6 protein-coding genes are annotated in these 22,512 nt (G+C 72.9%); all 6 read left to right on the top strand.

What is annotated here, in order from left to right; all coding sequences use genetic code 11:
* The first annotated feature begins 114 nt into the window (after positions 1 to 114).
* Genes CHC11_RS04840 through CHC11_RS04815 form a run of 6 tightly spaced genes read left to right on the top strand, consistent with a single transcriptional unit; the run spans position 115 to position 22,444 of the window.
* A complete protein-coding gene (locus CHC11_RS04840) occupies positions 115 to 4,845 on the top strand; it encodes a non-ribosomal peptide synthetase (protein ID WP_179278688.1) in 4,731 nt (1,576 codons plus the stop codon).
* Positions 4,838 to 8,182: a non-ribosomal peptide synthetase gene (locus tag CHC11_RS04835; RefSeq protein ID WP_089310390.1), complete on the top strand. Its 3,345-nt coding sequence runs from the start codon at positions 4,838 to 4,840 to the stop codon at positions 8,180 to 8,182. Before CHC11_RS04840 ends, CHC11_RS04835 begins: the two co-directional genes overlap by 8 nt.
* Complete coding sequence (locus CHC11_RS04830) at positions 8,175 to 10,808, top strand: condensation domain-containing protein (RefSeq protein ID WP_089310389.1); 2,634 nt, start codon at positions 8,175 to 8,177, stop codon at positions 10,806 to 10,808. Before CHC11_RS04835 ends, CHC11_RS04830 begins: the two co-directional genes overlap by 8 nt.
* Positions 10,805 to 11,791: a 2,3-diaminopropionate biosynthesis protein SbnA gene (gene sbnA, locus CHC11_RS04825; RefSeq protein ID WP_089310388.1), complete on the top strand. Its 987-nt coding sequence runs from the start codon at positions 10,805 to 10,807 to the stop codon at positions 11,789 to 11,791. Before CHC11_RS04830 ends, sbnA begins: the two co-directional genes overlap by 4 nt.
* Positions 11,792 to 11,849: 58 nt before the next feature.
* The gene (locus tag CHC11_RS04820; protein WP_089310387.1) at positions 11,850 to 17,735 is read left to right on the top strand and encodes a non-ribosomal peptide synthetase; all 5,886 of its coding nucleotides are present in this window, start codon (positions 11,850 to 11,852) and stop codon (positions 17,733 to 17,735) included.
* Positions 17,732 to 22,444 (top strand): non-ribosomal peptide synthetase, encoded by a 4,713-nt coding sequence (locus tag CHC11_RS04815; RefSeq protein WP_089310386.1) that lies wholly within the window; start codon positions 17,732 to 17,734, stop codon positions 22,442 to 22,444. The genes CHC11_RS04820 and CHC11_RS04815 overlap by 4 nt, the downstream gene beginning before the upstream one ends.
* Positions 22,445 to 22,512: the final 68 nt, after the last annotated feature.

Below are 22,512 nucleotides of genomic sequence, written 5' to 3'. Positions count from 1 at the left end.
CCGGTTTGTGGGACATGAAATACAAACGTGATCCACAGAATATGGAGGCTGTGCGAGCCACTCGGCGCGGCACCGGCGCACCCAATGCGCGGAAGCGAGGAGGGCCACCAGAACATGGATGACCGGGAATTCGAAGCCGGGTTTCCGCGCGACCCCCGCGCTGCCGCCATTCCGCTGACTCCGGCGCAGCGCCGGCTCTGGCGGCTGCAGGGAGGCCCCCGGGTGGGCCCGTACACGACGACGTGCACCGTGCACCTGACCGGAAGCCTGGACGTCGGCCACCTCGCCGCGGCGGCCGAGGCCGTCGCCGCCCGCCGCACCGAGCCGCGGCTGGTGTTCTCCTCCGACGGTGGCTCCGCGAACGGTGGTCCCGCGACGGCCCGGCCGGGTCCCGTCCAGACGGTCGCCGCCCGGCCCCGGGTCACGTTCCGCCGCCGCGACCTGGTGGACCGTGCCGGGCGCGCGGCCGAACCGGCGGGACGCGCGGCCGAGGTGGAACACCGGGCTCCGCTGACCGAGGGCGCCGAACTCGACGTCCTCGTCGAACGGCTGGCCGAGGACCGTCACGCGGTCACCTTCTCACTGCCGGCCATCTGCGCCGATGGCCCGACGATGCGGAGCCTGGCCCATGAGGTCGTCGAACGCGCGGCGGGCCGAGCCCCCCGCGCCGCGTCCGGGCTGCCGTTCGACGGCGTGGCCGCCTGGTGGAGCGAGATGGCCGAACTGGCGGAGGGGGCGACGGCCCGGGAGTTCTGGCGCTCTCGCTGCGCCGGGTGGGATCAGCCGGTAGAGCTGCCGGGGCAGCGCAAGCACCGGCCCGGGCCGTTCCGTCCTGAGGCGCTGACCGGTTTCCTTCCTCCCGCCGAGACCATGGCGCTCCGCCGCCGGTGCTCCTCGCCGAAGGAGGCGCGCGGCTGGCTGCTGGCCTGCTGGCAGGTGCTGCTGCGACGGACGACCGGCGCCGGCGCCCTGGTCGTCGGCGTGGCGACGGACCTGCGCCGGCACGAGGAGCTGCGGGGCTGCTCCGGGCCGTTGACCGTCAGCCTGCCCGTGCGCCTCGACCGGTCGCTCGACGCCGCCGTCTCGGCGGCCGCCTCCGAGGCGGCCGAGCAGGTCGAGGCGGGCGACGCGCACGCCGAGTGGTTCAGCTGGGAGCGCTGCGTCTCACCCGCCGCACCCGGCCGGCCGCCGTGGTTCCCGATCGGCTTCGACTTCGACGCCGCGCACTGGCCCGCAGGCCACGCCGACGCTGAGACCGGCGCCGGTCCGGCCGAGTCGTACGGTCACCACGACAGGTTCCTGGTCCGCCTGTCCTGCCAGGGCATCGGCGAGCGGATGCGGTTCACCCTCGGGTACGACGGCGACGCGTTGCCGCGTTCTGCCGCGGGGCAACTGATGGAGTCCTTCCTCGCGGTGGTGACCGATTCGCTGGACCGTCCCGGCAGCGCCTGCCGGGACCTGGACCTTCTGGGGGCGGGAGGACGACGGCTGCTCCTGCGATCGGGCGGAGACCGGGAGAGCGTCCCGCCCCGGACGTGCCTCGCGGAGCTGGTGGCGGAGCAGGCCGCGCGGCGGCCCGAGGACGTGGCCGTGGTGTGCGGCACGCGGCGGCTGACCTACGGCGAGCTGGAACGGCGGGCCAACCGGCTGGCCCACCACCTGCGCGCGCTCGGGGCCGGTCCGGAGGTGCGGGTGGGCGTCTGCCTGCATCGTTCGATCGAACTGGTCGTCGCACTGCTCGCGGTCGCCAAGTCGGGCGGGGCCTATGTTCCGGTGGATCCGGACCATCCCGGCGAGCGGATCTCCTACGTGCTCGGTGACGCCGGCGTGCGCATCCTCGTCACCTCCGGCCGGGCGAGCGAGCGGACACCCGCGGGATCGGATCTGCGGACGGTGCGGCTGGACGAGGACGCGGCGGCGATCGACCGGTGGCCTGCCGAGGCGCCGCCGCCGAACACGGTGCCCGGCAATCTGCTCTATGTCATCTACACCTCCGGTTCGACCGGACGGCCCAAAGGGGTGATGGGCACCCATGCCAATCTCGTCCGGTTGCTGACCTCCGCTCAACCATGGTTCTCCTTCGGACCTGATGACATCTGGACGCTGTTCCACACCGTCACGTTCGACTTCGCGGCCTGGGAGCTCTGGGGCGCACTGGTGAATGGCGGCCGATTGGTCGTCGTGCCGACGGCCGTAACGCGTTCACCGGATAAATTCCGCGCCCTGCTGGTGCGGGAGCGGGTGACCGTGCTCAACCAGACGCCGGGGGCCTTTCGCAACCTGCTGGCCGCCGAGGACGCGGACGCCACCGGGGGGCGGCTGGCACTGCGCGTGGTGGTGTTCGGCGGTGAAGCCCTCATGCCCGGCATGCTCAGCGGCTGGTTCGCCCGCTACGGCGACCGGGCCCCGCGGCTGGTCAACATGTACGGCATCACCGAGACCACGGTGCACGCGACGTACTACCCCCTTTCCCCGGCCGACGTCCCCGTCACCGCGACCGATTCCGCGGAGGCGACGGATTCTCCGTCCTCCGAGCGCAGCCCCATCGGAGTTCCGCTACCGGATCTGAGCGCCTACGTCCTCGACAAAGAACTGCATCCCGTGCCTCCGGGTGTGGTGGCGGAGTTGTTCGTGGGTGGTGCTGGTCTGGCGCGCGGGTATTTGGGGCGGCCGGGGTTGACGGCGGAGCGGTTTGTGCCTGATTTGTTTGGGGGTGGTGGTTCGGGTGGGCGTTTGTATCGGACTGGGGATCTGGTGCGGTGGTCGGTTGATGGTGGTCTGGAGTTTGTGGGGCGTGTTGATTTTCAGGTGAAGGTGCGGGGTTTCCGGGTGGAGTTGGGGGAGGTGGAGTCGGTGTTGGGGGGGCATCGGGGGGTGCGTGATGCGGTGGTGGTGGCTCGGTCTGGTGGTGGGGGTGGGGCGGTTCGTCTGGTGGCGTATGTGGTGGCTTCGGGGGAGGGGGGTGGGGTGGGTGTGGAGGAGTTGCGGGAGTTCGTGGGTTCGCGGTTGCCGGAGTACATGGTGCCGGGGGTGTTCGTGTGGCTGGGTTCGTTGCCGTTGACGGTGAACGGGAAGGTGGATCGGGAGAGGTTGCCGGTTCCGGAGGGGGAGCGTCCGCGGTTGGGGCAGCGGTTCGTGGAGCCGCGGACGTCGGCCGAGCGGGTTCTGGCGGGGTTGTGGAGTGAGGTTCTGGGTGTTTCCCGGATCGGGGTCCACGACAACTTCTTCACCCTCGGCGGAGACTCGATCACCAGCATCGTGGTGATGTCGCGGGCCGCCCGCCGCGGGCTGCGGATCACTCCCTGGCAGTTCTTCGAGAACCAGACCGTCGCCGGGCAGGCCCAGGTGGCGGTGCCGGTGGTGGCCGTCGAAGACCGGGCCGATCCGGCGGCGCCGGTCGTCGGTCCCGCGCCGCTGACGCCCGTCCAGCGCTGGTTCTTCGACCAGGAGTTCTCCCATCCCGGCCACTACAACCAGGGGTGGCTCTTCCGCGTCCCCGCGACGGTGGACGCCGATCGGCTCGCCGCCGCGATCACGGGCCTGCTGGAACGGCATGATGCGCTCCGGCTGCGGTTCCCGCGGGACACCCGGGCGGCCGGAGGCCGCCGGGCGGAGTACACCGCGCCGGAAGCGACCGCGGCGTCCGCCGCGTTCCGCCGCGTGGACCTGTCCGGCTCGGCGCAGTGGGAACCCGCACTCGCCCGCGTCCTCGCCGACGCCCAGGAGATCGACATCGAACGGGACCCGCCGCTGCGGGCGCTGCTGATCGAGGGCGGCCGGGAGGACCGGCGGCGCCTCGCGCTGATCGCCCACCATCTCGTCATCGACGCGGTCTCCTGGCGGATCCTCCTCGACGACCTGCGCGGCGCGTACCGGCGGCTCGCCGAAGACGGCGAAGCCGGGATCGACGGCGCCACGACATCCTTCGCGGCCTGGGCGCGCGCTCTCACCGAACTCCCCGGCGCGGTGGCCGCCGACCTGGACTTCTGGCGCGCCCAGCGCCCCTCCGGACGGTGGGCGGTGCCCCTCGACCACCAGGCGGAGGGCGCCGGAACGTACGGCGACGCCGAGCACGTCGACGGGCTCCTCGGCGTCGAGGAGACGACGGCCCTGCTGCGCGACCTGCCGGCGATCCACAACAGCCGCGTCGACGAGGTCCTGCTCACCGCGCTCGCCCTGGCGATGACCACGACGTTCGGCACCACCGGGCTGTACGTCGACGTGGAGGGGCACGGCCGGGAGCAGCACCTCGTGGAGGGCGCGGACCTGTCCCGCACGGTCGGGTGGTTCACGGTGATCGCTCCGCTGCTGCTGCGCCTGCCGGACGGCTCGGCCCCGGGCGAGGCTCTCGCCGCCGTCAAGGAGCAGCTGCGCGCCGTCCCGCACGGCGGTCTCGGCCACGGCATCCTGCGCCATCTCGACCCGGTGCGGGGTCAGGCGCTGGCCGGACCACCGGCTCCCCAGCTGAGCTTCAACTACCTCGGCCGCTTCGACGTGAACGCCGAGACGCGGACGGCGCGGTCGTCCGGCGATCACCTGTACCTGGCCTCCGCTCCCGAGCCGATGCCCCCGCCGCAGCATCCCGGCAACCGCCGGACGCACCTGCTGGACGCCACCGCCGCCGTGGTCGACGGCCGGCTCCGCATCCGCGTCGGCTACAGCCGCGCTCACCACGACCGGGCGACCATCGACCGGCTGACCGGCGAGGTGGTCGCCCGGCTGGGCGAACTGATCGACCACTGCGGGCGTTCGGGCGGGACGCGGTTCCACACGCTGCTCGACAAGGCGCTGGCCCTGGCGCCGACGGCCACGGCCGATGTGACGGAGGCGCGACCCGATGAGTGAGACCGTGGGACCGGTGCAGCGGCAGCGGCCGTCGGCGGCCGAGGTCATCGAGGACATCCATCCGCTGTCCCCCCTGCAACAGGGACTGCTGTTCCACACGTTGCGCGAGGCCGGCTCGGCGGTCTACCTCAGCCAGACCACGGCCTTGCTGTCCGGGCTCGATCCGGTCGCCTTCCGGCGGAGCTGGGAGCAGACGGTGGCCTGGCACCCGGCCCTGCGTTCGGCCTTCCTGTGGGAGGGCGCGGACGAGCCGGTCCAGGTGGTCTACCGGAGACTGCCCGTCCGTTTCCACACGCAGGACTGGCGCGGCCTGCCGCCCGAGGTCGGGCAACGGCGCCTCGCCGACTTCCTCTACCGGGACCGTAACGAGCCGTTCCAGCTGTCCCGTGCGCCGCTGGCCCGTTACGCGCTCCTGCGGCTCGGCGAGGACGACTACCAGTTCGTCTGGACGTACCACGCCATCCTGCTCGACGGCTGGAGCACGGCGATGGTGATGCGGGACCTGGTCCGGCACGGTGCGGCGACCCGCGCCGGCGATGTGGTGCCGTCGCCCGACCGGGCGCCGTACCGGGACTTCGTCGAATGGACGCGCCTGCGCGACCACGACGACGCCCAGCGCCACTGGCGCCGGACGCTGCGCGGTTTCACGAAGCCGACGCCACTGCCGGTCACCGGGCCCGGCGGCTCCGACCGCGCTGGCCGGACGGGGGTGGCCGAGCACACCGCGCTGCTCTCGCCGGCGGAGACGGAACGCGTCAGCGCGGCCGCCCGGGCCTACCGGGTTCCGCTCGGCGTCATCGTCCAAGGGGCGTGGGCGCTGGCGCTGATGCGGTACGCCGGGGTCGACGACGTCGTCTTCGGCCAGGTCGTCTCGGGGCGCGGCGGCGGCCTTCCCGGAGTGCAGGACATGGTGGGGCTCCTGACCAACACCGTTCCGGTCCGTGTGGCGGCGAGGCCCGGCGACCGGGTGGGGGCGTGGCTGCGCGGGCTCCACGCGCGCCAGTCCGCCGCTCTGGAGTACGAGCACACCCCGCTGTCCCAGGTGCAGCGGTGCAGCGAGCTGTCCGGCGGGCAGGAGCTGTTCCAGACCGTGCTGGTCGTCCAGAACTACCCGAGGCTGGACGAGACCGGGCAGATCGACCCCGGATACCGCGTCAGCGGCCTGCACGGGTTCGAGACCACCCATTACCCGATCACGGTGTTCGCGGTTCCCGGCGAGCGGCTCGCGATACGGATGGTGCACGATCGGGCGACGGTCGACGGCGGCAGTGCCGCGCTCCTCGCCGAGTCCGTGCTCACGGCGCTGACGGGCCTGGCCGCCGGCGCGGACCGGCCCGTCAGCACGGTCCCGGTCTTCGGCACGGGAACGTCGGCGCATCATCGCCTGCGCGACGAGGTCAACTCCACCGAGCACCGGTTCCCGCCCCCGCACACCGTCGCGGAGCTCTTCGCCGCGCAGGCCGGGCGGACGCCCGACGAGCCGGCCGTCATCGACGCCGCCTCCCGGCTGAGCTACCGGGCGCTGGACGAGCGGGCCGACCGGCTGGCGCGCACGCTCGTCGAGCAGGGCGCCCGAGCCGGGGAACGGGTCGCGGTCCTGCTGGAGCGTTCCGTGGACTTCGTGACGGCGGCCTTGGCGGTCCTGAAGTCCGGGGCCGCCTACGTCCCGGTCGATCCCGGGTATCCGGCGGCCCGCATCGCCTGGATGATCGAGGACGGCGGCTGCCGCACCGTGCTCACCCGCAGCGGTCTTCTCGACCGGCTCCCGGCCTCCTGCGGAGCCGCGGTCCGGACCGTCTGCCTGGACTCGCCTCGGCCCGGCGACGGCGCGGGCGGGGACGCGCCCGCCCGCCCGCTTCCGCCGCGGGCGCACCCCGACGACCTCGCCTACGTGATCTACACGTCGGGTTCCACCGGAACGCCGAAGGGCGTGATGGTCAGTCACCGGGCGGTGCTGAACACGCTGCGGTGGATGGAGCAGGAACTCGGCTGCGGTCCCGGCGACGTGGTCGCCTTCAAGACCCCCGTCAGCTTCACCGACTCCGTCTGCGAGGTGCTCTGGCCGCTCTGCCACGGAGCCGCACTGGCCGTCTTCGACGACGCCACGGTCCGCGACCCGGACGCCCTGTACGAGGCACTGGACCGGTACGACGTCACCTACTGCCAGTTCGTGCCGCGCCAGCTCGACCTTTTCATGGCCGTCGCCGCGCGGCGCGGCGGCGATGATCCGCTGCCGCGGCTGCGCCGGGTCTTCAATGGCGGCGAGCCATTGCCGCAGTCCTTCGCCGTCGAGTGGGACAAGCATTTCCGCAACGGCAGGATCGCCAACATCTACGGAATGACCGAATCGGCGATCTATGCGACATACCAGGCCTTGCCCCGGGGATTCGCCGAGCGGCGAGGCGCCGTCCCCATCGGTCGTCCGATCGCCAACACGCAGGTGCACGTGCTCAATCGAGAACTTGAACCATGCCCTCCGGGTGTGGTGGGGGAGTTGTTCGTGGGTGGTGCTGGTCTGGCGCGTGGGTATTTGGGGCGGCCGGGGTTGACGGCGGAGCGGTTTGTGCCTGATTTGTTTGGGGGTGGTGGTTCGGGTGGGCGTTTGTATCGGACTGGGGATCTGGTGCGGTGGTCGGTTGATGGTGGTCTGGAGTTTGTGGGGCGTGTTGATTTTCAGGTGAAGGTGCGGGGTTTCCGGGTGGAGTTGGGGGAGGTGGAGTCGGTGTTGGGGGGGCATCGGGGGGTGCGTGATGCGGTGGTGGTGGCTCGGTCTGGTGGTGGGGGTGGGGCGGTTCGTCTGGTGGCGTATGTGGTGGCTTCGGGGGAGGGGGGTGGGGTGGGTGTGGAGGAGTTGCGGGAGTTCGTGGGTTCGCGGTTGCCGGAGTACATGGTGCCGGGGGTGTTCGTGTGGCTGGGTTCGTTGCCGTTGACGGTGAACGGGAAGGTGGATCGGGAGAGGTTGCCGGTTCCGGAGGGGGAGCGTCCGCGGTTGGGGCAGCGGTTCGTGGAGCCGCGGACGTCGGCCGAGCGGGTTCTGGCGGGGTTGTGGAGTGAGGTTCTGGGTGTTTCCCGGATCGGGGTCCACGACAACTTCTTCACCCTCGGCGGAGACTCCCTCATGGCCGTCCGCGTCGTGGGGCGGATCCGCGAAGCCTTCCCGGCCGACTACACCCTGCCGGAGATGTTCGCCGCCCCCTCCATCGCCGGATGCGCGGCCGCGGTCGAGCGCCTGCTCAGCGATGCGGCCGACCTGGACGCGCTGGTGGACGAGGTGGCCGGGCTCTCCGACGAAGAGATCGCCGCCCGGCTCGCGGAAGGCGGGAAGTCACATGAATGAGGCAACGTCCGGCCCGTCCGGCCTCGCCGAGCGCCTCGCCGCGCTCAGCCCGCAGGCACGCGAACTCGTCCTGCGCCGGATGCGCGGCCCGGCACGGGACGGCGCCGCGGCGGCGGGCCCGGCGGATCCGCGGCCGGTGCCCCGCACCGGTGCCCCGCTGCCCGCGTCCTTCTCCCAGGAACGGCTGTGGCTGCTGGACCGGCTCCGGCCCGACTCGGCGGCCTATGTCGTCTCGACCGCCGGACGGCTGCGCGGCGACCTCGACGCCGACCGGTTGCGCGCCGGACTGGCCGACCTGACCGCCAGGCACGAGATCCTCCGGACCTCCCTGGCCTGGACCGGCGACCGGACGGCCCAAATCGTGCACGACTCGGTGACCGTGCCCTGGGAGATGACCGACCTGTCGGCCGCACCGGACCCGCGCGCCGCCGCCGAACGGCTCCTGGCCGGCGACGTCGAGCGCGGCTTCGATCTCACGGCGGCGCCGCTCTGGCGGGCGCGGCTGGTGCGGACGGGCCCGCGGGATCACCTGTTCGGCGTCGCCATGCACCACACGATCACCGACGCATGGTCGGTCGGCGTGTTCCTCTCCGAGCTGGGACGGCTCTACACCGCATCGCGGAAGGATCCGGCTCCGGAGCACCCGGTGCTGCCGCCGCTGCCCCTGCAGTACGGCGATTTCGCGGTCTGGCAACGCGAGCGCCTGACCGACGACATGGTCGCGGGCCTGGCGGCCTTCTGGAAAGAGGAACTCGCCGGCGCGCCGGAACCGCTGGCTCTGCCCACCGACCGGCCGAGACCGCGGGTGCGGACCGGCCGCGGCGCCCGCCACGACTTCGAGGTGCCCGGCGACCTGCTGCGCGCGGCCCGGGATCTGAGCGGCAGCACTGACGTCACGCTGTTCATGGCGTTGCTGGCCGTGTTCGTCACCGTGCTGTCGCGATGGTCGGGACAGACCGACGTCGTCGTGGGCACACCCGTCGCCGGGCGCCACCACCCGGACCTGGAGGGCCTGATCGGCTTCTTCGTCAACAGCGTCGTGGTGCGCACGGACGTGTCCGACCGGCCGTCGTTCCGGCGGCTTCTCCACCGCGTGCGCCAGCGGTCCCTGCGCGCGTTCGAGCACCAGGACCTGCCCTTCGAGAAGCTCGTCGAGCACCTGGCGCCGGCGCGCGACACCGCCTACAACCCCCTCTTCCAGGTCAACTTCGGGTTCGGCAACGTACCGCAGGGCCACCTCGACCTCCCGGGGACGGTCGCCGAGCCGGTGGCCGTCCCCGGCGGCGCCGGCGCGAAGTTCGACCTGTCGCTCTACCTGAACGAGGCCCGGGGCCGGTTGACCGGGACCTTCGAGTACGCCACCGACATCTTCGACGCGACGACCATCGAGCGGCTCGCGGGGTACCTGGTCGAGGTCCTCGCCGCCGTCACCGCCGATCCCGATCTGCCGATCACCCACCTGCCGGACCCGCGACCCGGACAGCGGCCGGGAACCCCGTCGGAGAGCCCCCCGGAGAGCGGCGCACCGGATGAGCGGTCCGCCCCGTCCGGCTGGGCGCCCTCCCCCGGCTTCGTCGAGCCGCGCGACCGCTGGGAGCGTTACGTCGCGCAGGTCTGGTCGGACGTGCTCGGCGTCACGCCGATCGGCGCGCACGACGAGTTCTTCGACCTCGGCGGCAGCTCCATGCCGGGAATGCTGGTGGTCGACCGGCTGTGCAGGCTCACCGGCCGGTCGGTGACCCTCCACGACCTGTACGCGACCCGCACGGTGGAGGCGCTGGCCGACTGGATCCGCTCCAGCGAGCCGCTCTCGGCGGACCCCCCGTTCGTGGTGGAGCTGCAGCCCGGTGGGCCCCGGGCCCCGATCTTCTTCCTGCACGCGGTGATCGGGGAGCTGTACCACTACTTCGAGCTGGCCAGGGCGCTGGGCAGCGGCCGGGCGCTCTACGGCGTCCAGGCTGACGGCTTCTTCCACGGCGGCGCCGACCCCGGCGTGCTGACCATGGAGCAGATGGCGGACCGCTACGCCGAAGAGGTGCGCCGGGTGCACCCGGAGGGGCCCTACCACCTGTGCGGCTTCTCGGGGGCGGGCAGGTTCGCGCTCGCCGTCGCCGACAGCCTGCACGCCGCGGGCCACCGGGTGGGCTCGGTGGTGCTGCTGGACTCGGCACCGCTCACCGACGCCCCGCCCGAACCCGACCTGGCGTTCATCCTCGCGGGCTGGCTGCTGTTCTCCCCACCGGAGGAGGAACTGCGCGGTCTGGAACCGCAGGTGCAGCTGCACCGGGCGCTGGAGGCCGGGAAGCGCGCCGGTGACCTGCCGCCCGACGTCGAGCCGGCCGAGTTCGAGTCGTTCTGCCGCCGCCTGGAGCTGAACGCGCGGGCCGTCTCCGCCTACCGGCCGTCCTATCCGGGGACGGTCACGCTGCTGACGCAGAAGAACCGCACCGACCGCGACCTGGCGGCCGAGTGGGCCCGCTTCCCGATCGGCGGCCTGAGGGTCGAGGAGATCGACGCCGGCTCCCATCTGGAGTTCGTCTACGGACCGGCCGTCCCCGAGGTGGCCCGGCGGCTGGAGGCATGCCTGGACGAGCCCGCGCCCGGCGACGCGGGAGCGGACCGGTGATCCACGAATCAGTGCTCGGCTGCATCGGCCGCACACCGATCGTCGCGCTGCGCCGGCTGTTCGACGAGCCCGGTGTCGAGGTCCTCGCCAAGCTGGAGATGCTCAACCCCGGCGGCAGCGTCAAGGACCGTCCGGCCCGGCACATCATCGAGGAGGGCCTGCGGGACGGCGCCATCGCCCCCGACTCGCACCTGGTCGAGAGCACCTCGGGCAACTTCGGCATCGCGCTGGCCATGGTGTGCCGGATCCACGGCCTGGCGCTGACGGTGGTCGTCGACCCGAACATCACCGCCACGAACCTGGACCTGCTGCGCCGCTACGGTGCGAACGTCGACATGGTGGGCGAGGGCGAGGGCAGCGGCGGCTACCTGGAGCAGCGTCTGCGCCGGGTCCGGGAGATCGTCAGCGCCGTGCCGCGGTCCGTCTGGATCAACCAGTACGCGAACCGGCTGAACTGGCAGGCGCACGCGGAGTCCACCGGGAAGGAGATCCTCGCCGACATCGACGGGCCGCTGGACTGCGTGGTCATGGCGGTCAGCACCACGGGGACCATCCACGGGGTCACCCGGGCGCTGCGCGTCGCGTACCCGCGGTTGCGCGCGGTCGCCGTGGACGCCGTCGGCTCGGTGATCTTCGGTCATCCGCCGGCCCCGCGCCGGGTGCCCGGTATCGGGGCGGGCCGCGTCCCCGAGCTCCTGTGCCGGGACGAGATCGACGACGTGGTCCGCGTCGACGACGAGCAGGCCGTCCAAGGCTGCCATGACCTGTTGCGCTCCGAAGGAATCCTCGCCGGAGGCTCGTCCGGGTCCGTCGTCGCCGGGCTCCGGCAGCTCCTGCCGCGACTGCCCCGCCCGGTACGGGTGCTGACCCTTCTACCCGACCGCGGTGAGCGCTATCTCGACCTGCTCTACGCGGACGCCCCCGCCGAACAGCGGTCCGACCGGTCGCCGCCGGCCCCGCGCCGCCCGCTGAGCCGCTCGTGAGGCCGGCGCCCGGTCAACCCCTGGCCGCCCGCCGGTCCAACGCAGCAAGGAGGTCGAGATGATCCCGCACGTCGCCTTCTGGCGGGAGGAGCTCTCCGGTGCACCCGAGGTCCTGACGCTTCCGACCGATCGGCCCCGCCATGCGGCGTCCCATCGGACCGAACGGATCCCGGTCGAGGTGACCGGGGAGACCCTGTCCTCCCTGAGGAGACTGGCGGCCGCTGAGGAGACGACGCTTCTCGTCCCGCTGCTGGCGGCCTTCTCCGTCGTCCTGGCGCGATGGTCCGGTCTCACGGACGTCGTGGTGGGTTCGCCGATGCCCCTACGCGCGGACCTCTCGGGGCGCCCGTCGTTCCGCCGGGTGGTGGGGCGGCTGCGCCGGACCCGCGCGCGGGCGGACGCGCATCGTGATCTCCCCTTCGAGTCCCTGGTGGAGGCTTTGGCGCTGCCGCCGGACCCGGCCCACCACCCGGTGTTCCAGGTGTCGATCACGCTGGACGACGAAGCGCTGGACACTCCGGTGAAGCCGGCCATGGGCCCCGGGGGGACGGCACTGGACCTGGCTCTGCGATTCGCGGAGGACGAGAACGCTCTCCGCGGCGCACTGGACTACGACGCGGGCCTCTTCGACAGGGACACGGCGCAGCGGCTGGCCGGCGGTCTGCGGACGCTGCTGGCCGCGGCCGTGGCCGAACCCGACCGGCCGGTGACCGTCCTGCCGTTGCTGACCGCGTCCGAACGCCACCGGGCCCTGGCCGACTGGGCCGACGGTGGACCGAGCCCGGTGACCGTGGACCGGCCGGAGGACTGCCTGCCGGCGTTGTTCGAGGCGCAGGCGGCCCGCACCCCGGAGGCCGTCGCCGTCAGCAGCGGCTCCGAACGCCTCAGCTACGCGGAACTCGATGCGCGCGCCAACCGGCTGGCGCACCGGCTCCGCGAACACCGCTCGCGCGGGCCGGGTCCCGGCACCGAGATGTTCGTCGGTCTCATGGCCCGGCGCGGTCCCGACTTCATCACGGGGATGCTCGCCACGCTCAAGGCCGGCGGCGCGTTCGTCCCGCTCAGCCCGGACCAGCCGGCCGACCGGCTGCGCTACATCATCGCCCAGAGCGGCTGCGGCGTGGTGCTGGTCGACGCGGCGGGCCGCGCGGCCCTCACCGCCGCGACGGCGGCGGCGCCGGCGGACCGGCGCCCCGCCTGCGTCGACATCGGCCCGCAGGCCCACCTCGACCGGCCCGCCGGCGATCCGCCGGCCTGCTGCCTCCCCGACGCCACGGCCTACGTCATGTTCACCTCCGGCACCACCGGCGCGCCGAAGGGAGCCGGCGTCCTGCATCGCGGCCTGGTCAACCACATGACCGCCAAGATCCGCGATCTGGGCATGGGGCCCGAGGACGTGCTCGCCCAGAACGGACCGGCCACCTTCGACGTGGTGGTCTGGCAGTGCCTCGCCCCCCTGACGATCGGCGGCCGGGTGCACGTGGTGCCCGACGAGGCCCTGGAAGATCCCGAACGCCTCGCCGAGGAGGTGCGCGGCGGCGGGGTGAGCGTGCTCCAGGCCGTGCCCGCGGCGATCAGCATGATGCTCGCCGGCCCCGCCGCGTCGCGGCTGGGGGGACTGCGCTGGCTGGTGCCCACGGGTGACGCGCTGCCCGGCGATCTCGTCCGCCGGTGGCTCGCCCTCCACCCCACCGTCCCGCTGCTCAACACCTACGGCCTCACCGAGTGCAGCGACGACCAGTGCCACGCCGTGATCGACGCGCCGCCGGACGGCACGGCCGGCCCGATCGCGACCATCGGCCGCCCGGTGCCGGGGATGCGGGCCTACGTGGTCGACGGCGAGATGCAGCCGGTGCCCGCCGGAGTCGTCGGCGAGCTCTACCTCGGCGGCACCGGGGTCGGCCGGGGGTACGCGGGGCGACCGGGGCTGACCGCGGAGCGGTTCGTGCCGGACGTGTTCCAGCGCGGGGGCGGCCGGCTGTACCGGACGGGAGACCTCGTGCGGTGGACGCGGAACGGCACCCTGGACTTCGTCGGCAGAGCCGACTTCCAGGTGAAGATACGCGGGTTCCGCGTCGAGCCCGGCGAGATCGAGGCCGTGCTGACCCGGCATCCCGGGGTGGGCGAAGCGGTCGTGACGGTTCGGGAGGACCACGGCCCCGACTCGCGGCGGCTGGTGGGCTACCTGGTGCCGGCCGGGGCGGAGCGGCCTCGTCCGGCCGAGCTGCGGCGGTTCGCGGCCTCCCGGTTGCCCGACTACATGGTGCCGGCGGCGTTCGTGCTGCTGGAGGCGCTTCCGGTAACGGCCAACGGGAAGATCGACCGGCAGGCGCTGCCGATCCCCGAGACGGTGGACGGGCAGCCGCCGGAGGACTCCGTCCCGCCCCGCGACGACATCGAGCGCATGATGGCCGGGCTCTGGGCCGAGGTTCTGCGGACCGATCGCCTCGGGGTGCTCGACAACTTCTTCGCGCTGAGCGGCAACTCGATCCTCGCGGTACGGCTGCTCAGCCGGGTACGGGACGTCTTCGGCGTCGACCTGGGGATCGCCGAACTGTTCGAGGAGGCGACCGTCGCGGGCGCCGCGACCGCCGTCCGCGGGGCGCTCGGACGGCACGAGGCCGCCGCCGCGATCCCGGAGCTGCGCCGGATGCCGCGCGACGGCGGGCCGCTTCAGACGTCGTTCTCCCAGGAGCGGCTGTGGGTGCTCGAACAGCTGCAACCCGGTCAGGCCACGTACAACGTCCCCGTGGCGGTGCGGCTGCGCTGCGCGCTGGACGAGGCCCGGCTGCGCACCGCGTTGGCCCAGCTGGCCGAGCGCCACGAAGTGCTGCGCACCTCGGTCACGGCGGTGGACGGCCGTCCGTTCCAGACGGTGCACGCGTCGGTCGACGTGGAGATCAAGGAGATCGAGCTCGACGGATCCGGCCCGCCGGCCGCGGGCGGGGGACCGGTGGATCCGCTCGCCGAGGCGCGCCGCCTGCTGGACGCCGAGGCACGGCGCGTCTTCGACCTGGGCGCGGCCCCGCTGTGGCGGGCCTGCCTGATCCGGTTGTCCGAGAGAGACCACGTCCTGGGTCTCACCCTGCACCACCTCATCACCGACGGCTGGTCGGGCGGTGTGCTGCTGCGTGATCTGCTTCGCCTCCTCGCCGCCGACACCCTGGAGCCGTTGCCGGTGCGGTTCGCCGACTTCGCCACCTGGCAGCGCGAGCTGCTGACCAGCGAGCGGCAGGCGGAACTGGTCGGCTTCTGGACGGACGAACTCGCCGGGGCGCCGCAACTCCTGGCACTTCCGACCGATCGCCCGCGACCGCGTGTCCAGGCCCACCGCGGAGCCCGCCACGAGGTGGACGTTCCCGCGCCCCTGCTCGCCGCGATGCGGAGACTGGGCGCGGCCGAGGGCGCGACGCTGTTCATGACGCTGCTCGCCGGCTTCACCGCCGTCCTGTCGCGCTGGTCCGGCCAGACGGACGTCGTGGTCGGCGCTCCGGTCGCCGGCCGGCCGTCCGCCGATGTCGAGGAGCTGGCGGGGTTCTTCGCGAACACCCTGGTGCTGCGCACCGACACCTCCGGCCGGCCGTCGTTCCGCCGGCTGCTGGACAGGGTCCGCCGCACCTGCCTGCGCGCCTACGCCCACCAGGAGATGCCGTTCGAACGGCTCGTGGAGGAGCTGGCGCCGCGGCGGAGCATGGCGCACAACCCCGTCTTCCAGGTGATGCTGACCCTGCAGGCCGCGGCGCCGCTGGACGGGACCGCCGGGCAGCCCGAGGAGCTCTTCCCCCCGGACACCGGCACGGCGAAGTTCGACCTGGCGCTCTACCTGGTCGAGGACGCCGACCGGTTGCGCGGCGTGTTCGAGTACGACGCGGACCTGTTCACGGCGGACACCGTCGAACGGCTCACCGGCCACCTGCTGACACTGCTGGCCGCCGCGGTGGCCGAGCCGGAGCGCCCGGTGCCGGCGCTCCCCATGCTCACCGCCGGGGAGCACGCCCAGATCGCGGAGTGGAACCAGACCCGCCGCGCCCACCGGCGCGAGCGCGTGCCGCACCTGGTGGCCGAGCAGGCGGCGGGTTCGCCGGAGGCGTTCGCGGTCGGGTTCGGCGAGCGCCGGATCACCTATCGCGAGTTCGCCGCCGCGGTCGACCGGCTGGCCGCGCGGCTGCGCCGCGCCGGCGTCGGCCCGGAGAGCGTGGTCGGGGTGTGCCTGCACCGCGGCGTGGAACTGGTGGTCGCGGTGCACGCCGTGCTCGCCGCCGGCGGTGCGTACCTTCCCGTGGAACCGGATCACCCGGCGTCCCGCCGGCGCTTCGTCCTCACGGACTCGGGCGCCGTCGTCCTACTGACCTCCGAGGACCTCGCCGGCGAGCTTGCCGACGACCTGGCCGGCACCGGGGCGAGGCTGCTGTGCTGGGACGCCGGGGACCTCGACACGGCCGTGGAGGCCGACACGCCGACGTTCACGGACGACGGCGCCGAGGCCGGGGACGAACTCGCCTACGTCATCTACACGTCCGGCTCGACGGGGCGCCCGAAAGGCGTCGGGATCAGCCACCGGAGCCTGGCGAACCGGCTGCGCTGGATGCAGGAGACCTTTCCGCTCGGCCCGCGGGACCGCGTCCTGCACAAGACGCCGTTCACCTTCGACGTGTCGGTGTGGGAGCTGTTCTGGCCGCTCACGGCCGGGGCCGGCCTGGTCGTCGCCGAGCCGGGACGGCACCGCGACCCGGACCGCCTCCTCGGACTCATCACGCGTGCGGGTGTGCAGACCGTGCACTTCGTGCCGAGCATGCTCAACCCGTTCCTGGACCGGGTGCGGGAACTCGGCCGCCCGGCCTGCCTGCGGCGGGTGCTCTGTTCCGGTGAACCCCTGCCGGCGGAGCTCGCGCGCCGCTTCGCCGAAGTCCTGCCCGGCGTCGCCCTGCACAACCTGTACGGGCCGACCGAGGCGACGATCGACGTCACCTGGCATACCTGCGACCCGGCTGAGCGGACGGTCCCGATCGGCCGGCCGGTGAGCAACACGCGAGCCGAGGTGCTCGACGGCGACGGACAGCGGGTCCCGGTGGGCGTGGTGGGGGAGCTGTGCCTCGGCGGCGTCCAGGTCGGCCGCGGCTACCTGAACCGGCCGGGAACGACCGCCGAGCGGTTCACGCCCGACCCCTTCACCGGCGACGGCCGGCGCCTGTACCGCACCGGGGACAGGGTCCGCCGGCTGCCGGACGGGGAACTGGAGTTCCTCGGCCGGGCCGACTTCCAGGTCAAGGTGCGGGGGCTGCGCATCGAGCTCGGCGAGATCGAGGCCGTGCTGGCCGAACACCCCGCGGTCCGCGACGTGGTGGTCACGACCCGGCAGGACGGCGGCGGCACGACGCGCCTCGTCGCGCACCTGGTCCCGGCCGGCGACGGTTCCGCGGTTCCCGTTCCCCACCTGCGGGAGTTCCTGGCCGCGCGGCTGCCCGAGTACATGGTCCCGTCGGCCTTCCAGTGGCTGACGTCCCTGCCGCTCACGGCCAGCGGAAAGGTGGATCGCGCGGCACTGCCGGCGCCCGGGGCCACGAGAGAGCAGGCGGGGGGGCGCTTCGTCCCGCCTCGGGACCGCGCCGAGGAGATCCTGGCCGACGCCTGGACCCGCGTACTGGCGCTGGACCGGGTCGGCGTGTTCGACAACTTCTTCGAGCTGGGCGGCGACTCGATCCTCAGCATCATGGTCGTCTCACGGGTCGCCCGGGAGGGCCTGCACATCACGCCGGAGCAGTTCTTCGACAAGCAGACCATCGCGGAGCTGGCCCGGCTCGCCCGATGGTCCGGACCGGACCGCCGGGACGTCCCCGGCGCATCCGGCGACGACCGGTTCCCCGTCACCCGGATCGACGGGGAGACGTTCGACTACGTCCTCGCCGTCATGCGTGAGCAGGACCGACTCAGCGAAGGATCATGATGATCGACAACGGTGCGGTGGAAAAGGTCTTCCCGCTCACGGCGATGCAGCAGGGGATGCTGCTGCACAGCGTGGGCGACCCGGCCGCCGGGTTCTACGTCAACCAGATCGTGCTCACGCTGCGCGGTCCGCTGGACGCGTCCCGCCTGCGCGACGCCTGGCAGTGGGCGGCCGACCGGTACCCGGCGCTCCGCACGGCCTTCATATGGGAGGGGACCGACGAGCCTCTGCAGGCCGTACGGACCTCCGTCGCGGTGCCCTGGACGGAGCTGGACTGGCGCGCGGCTCCTCCCGAGGAGCGGGAGCGGAAGCTGAGCGGGCTGCTGGAGGACGACCGCTCCCGGCCGTTCGAACTCGCCCGCGCCCCGCTGATGCGCCTGGTGCTGGCGCGGCTCACGGACGAGGACTGGCACCTCGTCCTGACCTTCCACCATCTGCTGCTCGACGGCTGGTCGGTCCATCTGGTCATCGACGACGCGTTCGGCCGGTACCGGCGCCCGGACGCCGCCGGCGCCGAAGACGCGCAAGACGCGCAAGACGCCGCACCGGGCCCGCCGTACTGGGAGTACGTGGCGTGGCTGCACCGGCAGGACCTCGCCGAGGCGGAGCGGCACTGGCGGGAGCACCTGGCCGGGTTCAGCGAACCCACGCCGCTGTCCGTCGGCCATTCGGCGGCGGGGGGCGAGCCCGGCTTCGGCGAGATCACCGATGTCATGCCGGACGGGCTGCGGGCCCGGCTGGAGGATCTGGCCAGGCGCCGGCGCCTCACCCTGGGCACGATCGTCCACGGGGCGTGGGCGATCCTGCTCAGCCGGTACAGCGGGCAGCGGGACGTGGTGTTCGGCTCGGTGGTGTCCACCCGCCCGCCGCAGGTGCCGGACGTCGAGCGGATGGTGGGCCTGCTCAGCGCCACCTTGCCGATCCGGGTCCGCGTCGACGAGTCCGCACCGCTCCTGCGGTGGCTGGCCACCGTGCAGACGGACCTGGCCGCCGGCCGGCGATACGACTACAGCCCGCTCGCCCAGGTGCAGCGTTGGAGCGACGTCCCCGGTGGGACCGCCCTGTTCGACAGCATCGTCGCCTATGAGAACTATCCGGTGCGCACCGGGTGGCTCGGCGCCGACGACCCCCTTCGCGTCACCGGCGTCCGTGCGCACGAACGGCCCCATTACCCCGTGACGCTCGTCGTGGCGGGGACCGACGACCTGGAGGTGCGCCTTCACCACGACCGGCGGCGCCTGTCCGATCCGGCGGCGGAGCGGATGCTCGGACACCTCCGCACGCTCCTCACCGACATCGCGGACGGCCTCGCCGCCGACCCGGACCGCCCGGTCGGGGGACTGCGGCTGCTCACCTCCGCCGAAGAGGACCGCCTGCTGCACGACTGGGCCGATGGAGGCGAACCCGAACTCCTCGCCCCCACCGTTCCCGGACTCCTCGACGAGCAGGCCCGCCGGCGCCCCGACGCGCTCGCGGTGATCTGCGGAGAGCAGCGGCTGACCTATCGGGAGTTCGACGCGCGCGTCAACCGGCTGGCGCACCACCTCCGCGCCGCGGGCGTGGGCCCGGACGTGCCGGTCGCCGTGTGCCTGGAACGCTCGGTCGAACTGCTGGTGGCGCTGCTGGCCGTGGTGAAGGCGGGCGGCTGCTACGTGCCCCTGGAGCCCGAGTACCCGCAGGCCCGCATCGCCTCCCTGATCGCCGATACCGGCGTGCGGCTCGTCCTGACGGGGGGCGCCGCCGCCGACCGGCTGCCGCGGGCCGGCGCGCCGCGGTTGCTGAGGCTGGACGCCGAGGCGGAGGAGATCGACCGCGCACCGGCCACCCCGCCGGAGCCGGGCGTGTCCCCGGACAACCTGCTGTACATCATCTGCACCTCGGGCTCGACGGGCCGCCCGAAGGGGGTCATGGTCACCCACCGGGGCGTCCTCAACCATCTGGGATGGATGCAGCGCACCTTCCCGATCGGGCCCGACGACCGGATCGCGCAGCGGACCTCGGTCGGCTTCGACGCCTCGGTCTGGGAGGTCTTCTGGCCGTTCCTGACCGGCGCCGCCCTGGTGGTGCCGGACACCGACGCCAAGGACCCCGAGCGCCTGGCCCAGGTGATGGACGAACACCGGGTGACCGTCGTGTCCTACGTGCCGTCGCTGCTCAACACCGTGCTCGTCGACCCCGGGCGCCGCCTCGGTCACCACCTGCGGCTCGTCCTGATCGCCGGTGAGGCCCTGCCGGCGGGCCTGGTCAACGCCTTCCGCGAGGTCTGCCACGCCGAGGCCGCCAACGTCTACGGCCCCACCGAGACATCGGTGTCGTGCGTGATCTGGCCGGTGCCGGACCGGTCGGACGTCACCCGGGTGCCCATCGGCCGTCCGCTGACCGGAACCCGGGGCTACGTGCTCGACACGGAACTGCGCCCGGTGCCCGTGGGCGTCCCGGGCGAACTGTACGTCGGCGGCTCGGGCGTGGCCCGGGGATACCTGGCGCGACCCGGAATGACCGCGGAACGGTTCGTGCCGGACCCGTTCGGCACCGGCGGCGGCCGGCTGTACCGGACGGGGGACCTCGTGCGCAGGCTGCCGGACGGATCACTGGAGTTCGTGGCCAGGGCCGACCTCCAGGTCAAGGTCCGCGGGTTCCGCATCGAGCTGGGGGAGATCGAGGCGGTGCTCTCCGGCCATCCCGCGGTCCGCGACGTGGTGGTGACGGCCCAGGACCAGGAGAACACCTCCTCGCGGCGGCTGGTGGCCTACGTGCTGCCGGCGCTGGGCGCCGAACCGGTCCCGGTCTCGGAGCTGCGCGAGTACCTCGCCGCGCGGCTGCCCGACTACATGGTGCCGGCCGTGTTCGTCTGGCTGGACGCCCTCCCGCTGACCGCGAACGGCAAAGTCGACCGGGCGCTGCTGCCGGCTCCCGACGGCGTCCGTCCCGAGCTGGCGCAGGAGTTCGTCCCGCCGCGCGACCCGGCCGAGAAGACCCTCAGCGCGATATGGGCCGACGTGCTCGGCGTGGACCGGGTCGGCGCGCTGGACAACTTCTTCGAACTCGGAGGCGACTCGATCCTCAGCATCATGGTGGTCTCCCGGGCCGCCCAGGAGGGGCTGCGGATCACGCCGCGGCAGTTCTTCGACAAGCAGACCGTCCGCGAACTCGCCGCGGTGGCCGAGCCCATGACCCGCCCCATCGGCGTGCGGCGCGCCGGGAAGGGCGCGGCCGCCGACGCCCGCGACCTGCCGCTCACACCCGTCCAGCACTGGTTCTTCGAGCAGGACCTCGCCCGTCCGGGCCACTGGAACCAGGGCTGGCTGTTCGCGCTGGACGCCGAGGCCGACGCCGACGCCGACTGCGCCCGGATCGCCGAGCACCTCCGGGACGTGGTCGCCGCCCTCGTCGACCGGAACGAGGCACTTCGCCTGAGCTTCGACCGGAGCGGCCCGGACGGTCGATGGCGCGCCGGGGTGCGGGCCGTGGACCGCGCCGCGACCGACGCGTCGGTCGCCCTGGTCGACGTGACCGGGCGTGACGACTGGGACGCGTCGCTGCACGAGGCGCTGGCGGCGGCCGCCGAGTTCGACCTGGGCAGACCGCCCCTGCTGCGGGTGCTGGTGATCGACGGTGGCCGTCCGGACCGGCGCCGGCTGGCCCTGCTGGCCCATCATCTGATCATCGACGGAGTGTCCTGGCGCATCCTCCTGGACGATCTCCACGCGGGATTCCGGCAGGCCGCCGCCGGCGCGCCGGTACGCCTGCCACCGGCGACCACGCCGACCTCCGCCTGGTCGCGGGCCCTGAGCGAGCTGGCGCACGCCCCCGAGACAGAGGCCGACCTGGAGTTCTGGCTCGCCCAGACGGCGGCGGACCCCGCCGGCCCGGAGCCGGATCTGCGGCACCCACCGGAGCGCGCCGGCGAGGCGGACACGGCGCGCACGACGGTCGGCCTGGACGCGGAACAGACCCGGCTGCTGCTGCGCGAGGTTCCGCGGGCCTACCGAACCCATATCGACGACGTGTTGCTCACCGCACTGGCGCGGGCGCTGACCAGGACGACCCCGTCGAATGACGTGTCGCTGTGGCTGGAGGGCCACGGCAGGGAGCAGCACCTGGTCGACGGAGCGGACCTGTCCCGCACACTGGGCTGGTTCACCTCCATCGCACCGGTGCGGCTCAGCCTCCCCCCGGGCGACGATCCGGGAACGGCGCTCAAGGCGGTCAAGGAGCAGTTGCGCGCGGTGCCGCACCACGGACTGAGCTACGGCCTGCTGCGCCATCTGCATTCGGCGCACGCATCGACCCTGGCTGCACGGCCGGCGCCGCGCGTCGGCTTCAACTACCTGGGTCAGTTCGACAGCGCCATCACCGGTGAGCACACGGAACCGGGCGGCCATGACGGACCGGCGCTGCGGTTGCGGCGGGCACCGGAATCGCCGCCGCCCGCATTCCACCCGGACAACTCGCGCCCGCACCTGCTCGACATCGATGCGATCACCATCGACGGGCACCTGAACATCACCTTCTCCTACAGCGCGGCCCACTACAGCGACCAGGCGGTCGAGCGGCTCGCCGAGGAGACCATCGCGAATCTCCGCGAGCTGATCTCGCACTGCACCGGGCGGGGAGCCGGCGGCTACACCCCTTCCGATTTCCCCGAGTCGGGACTCGACCAGGGCGGGCTGGACACGCTTTTGACCGCGTTGACCGAAGACCGTTGACCAAGGAGCGTCGACCGACATCATGGCCATGGGGTGACCGCCCCGAATGCTGAAGAATCCATCGTCTG

Source organism: Actinomadura mexicana (assembly GCF_900188105.1).
GTDB classification, from domain to species: Bacteria; Actinomycetota; Actinomycetes; order Streptosporangiales; family Streptosporangiaceae; genus Spirillospora; species Spirillospora mexicana.
Note: the sequence above shows the minus strand (reverse complement) of the source record. Positions and strands in the feature narration are given on the sequence as shown.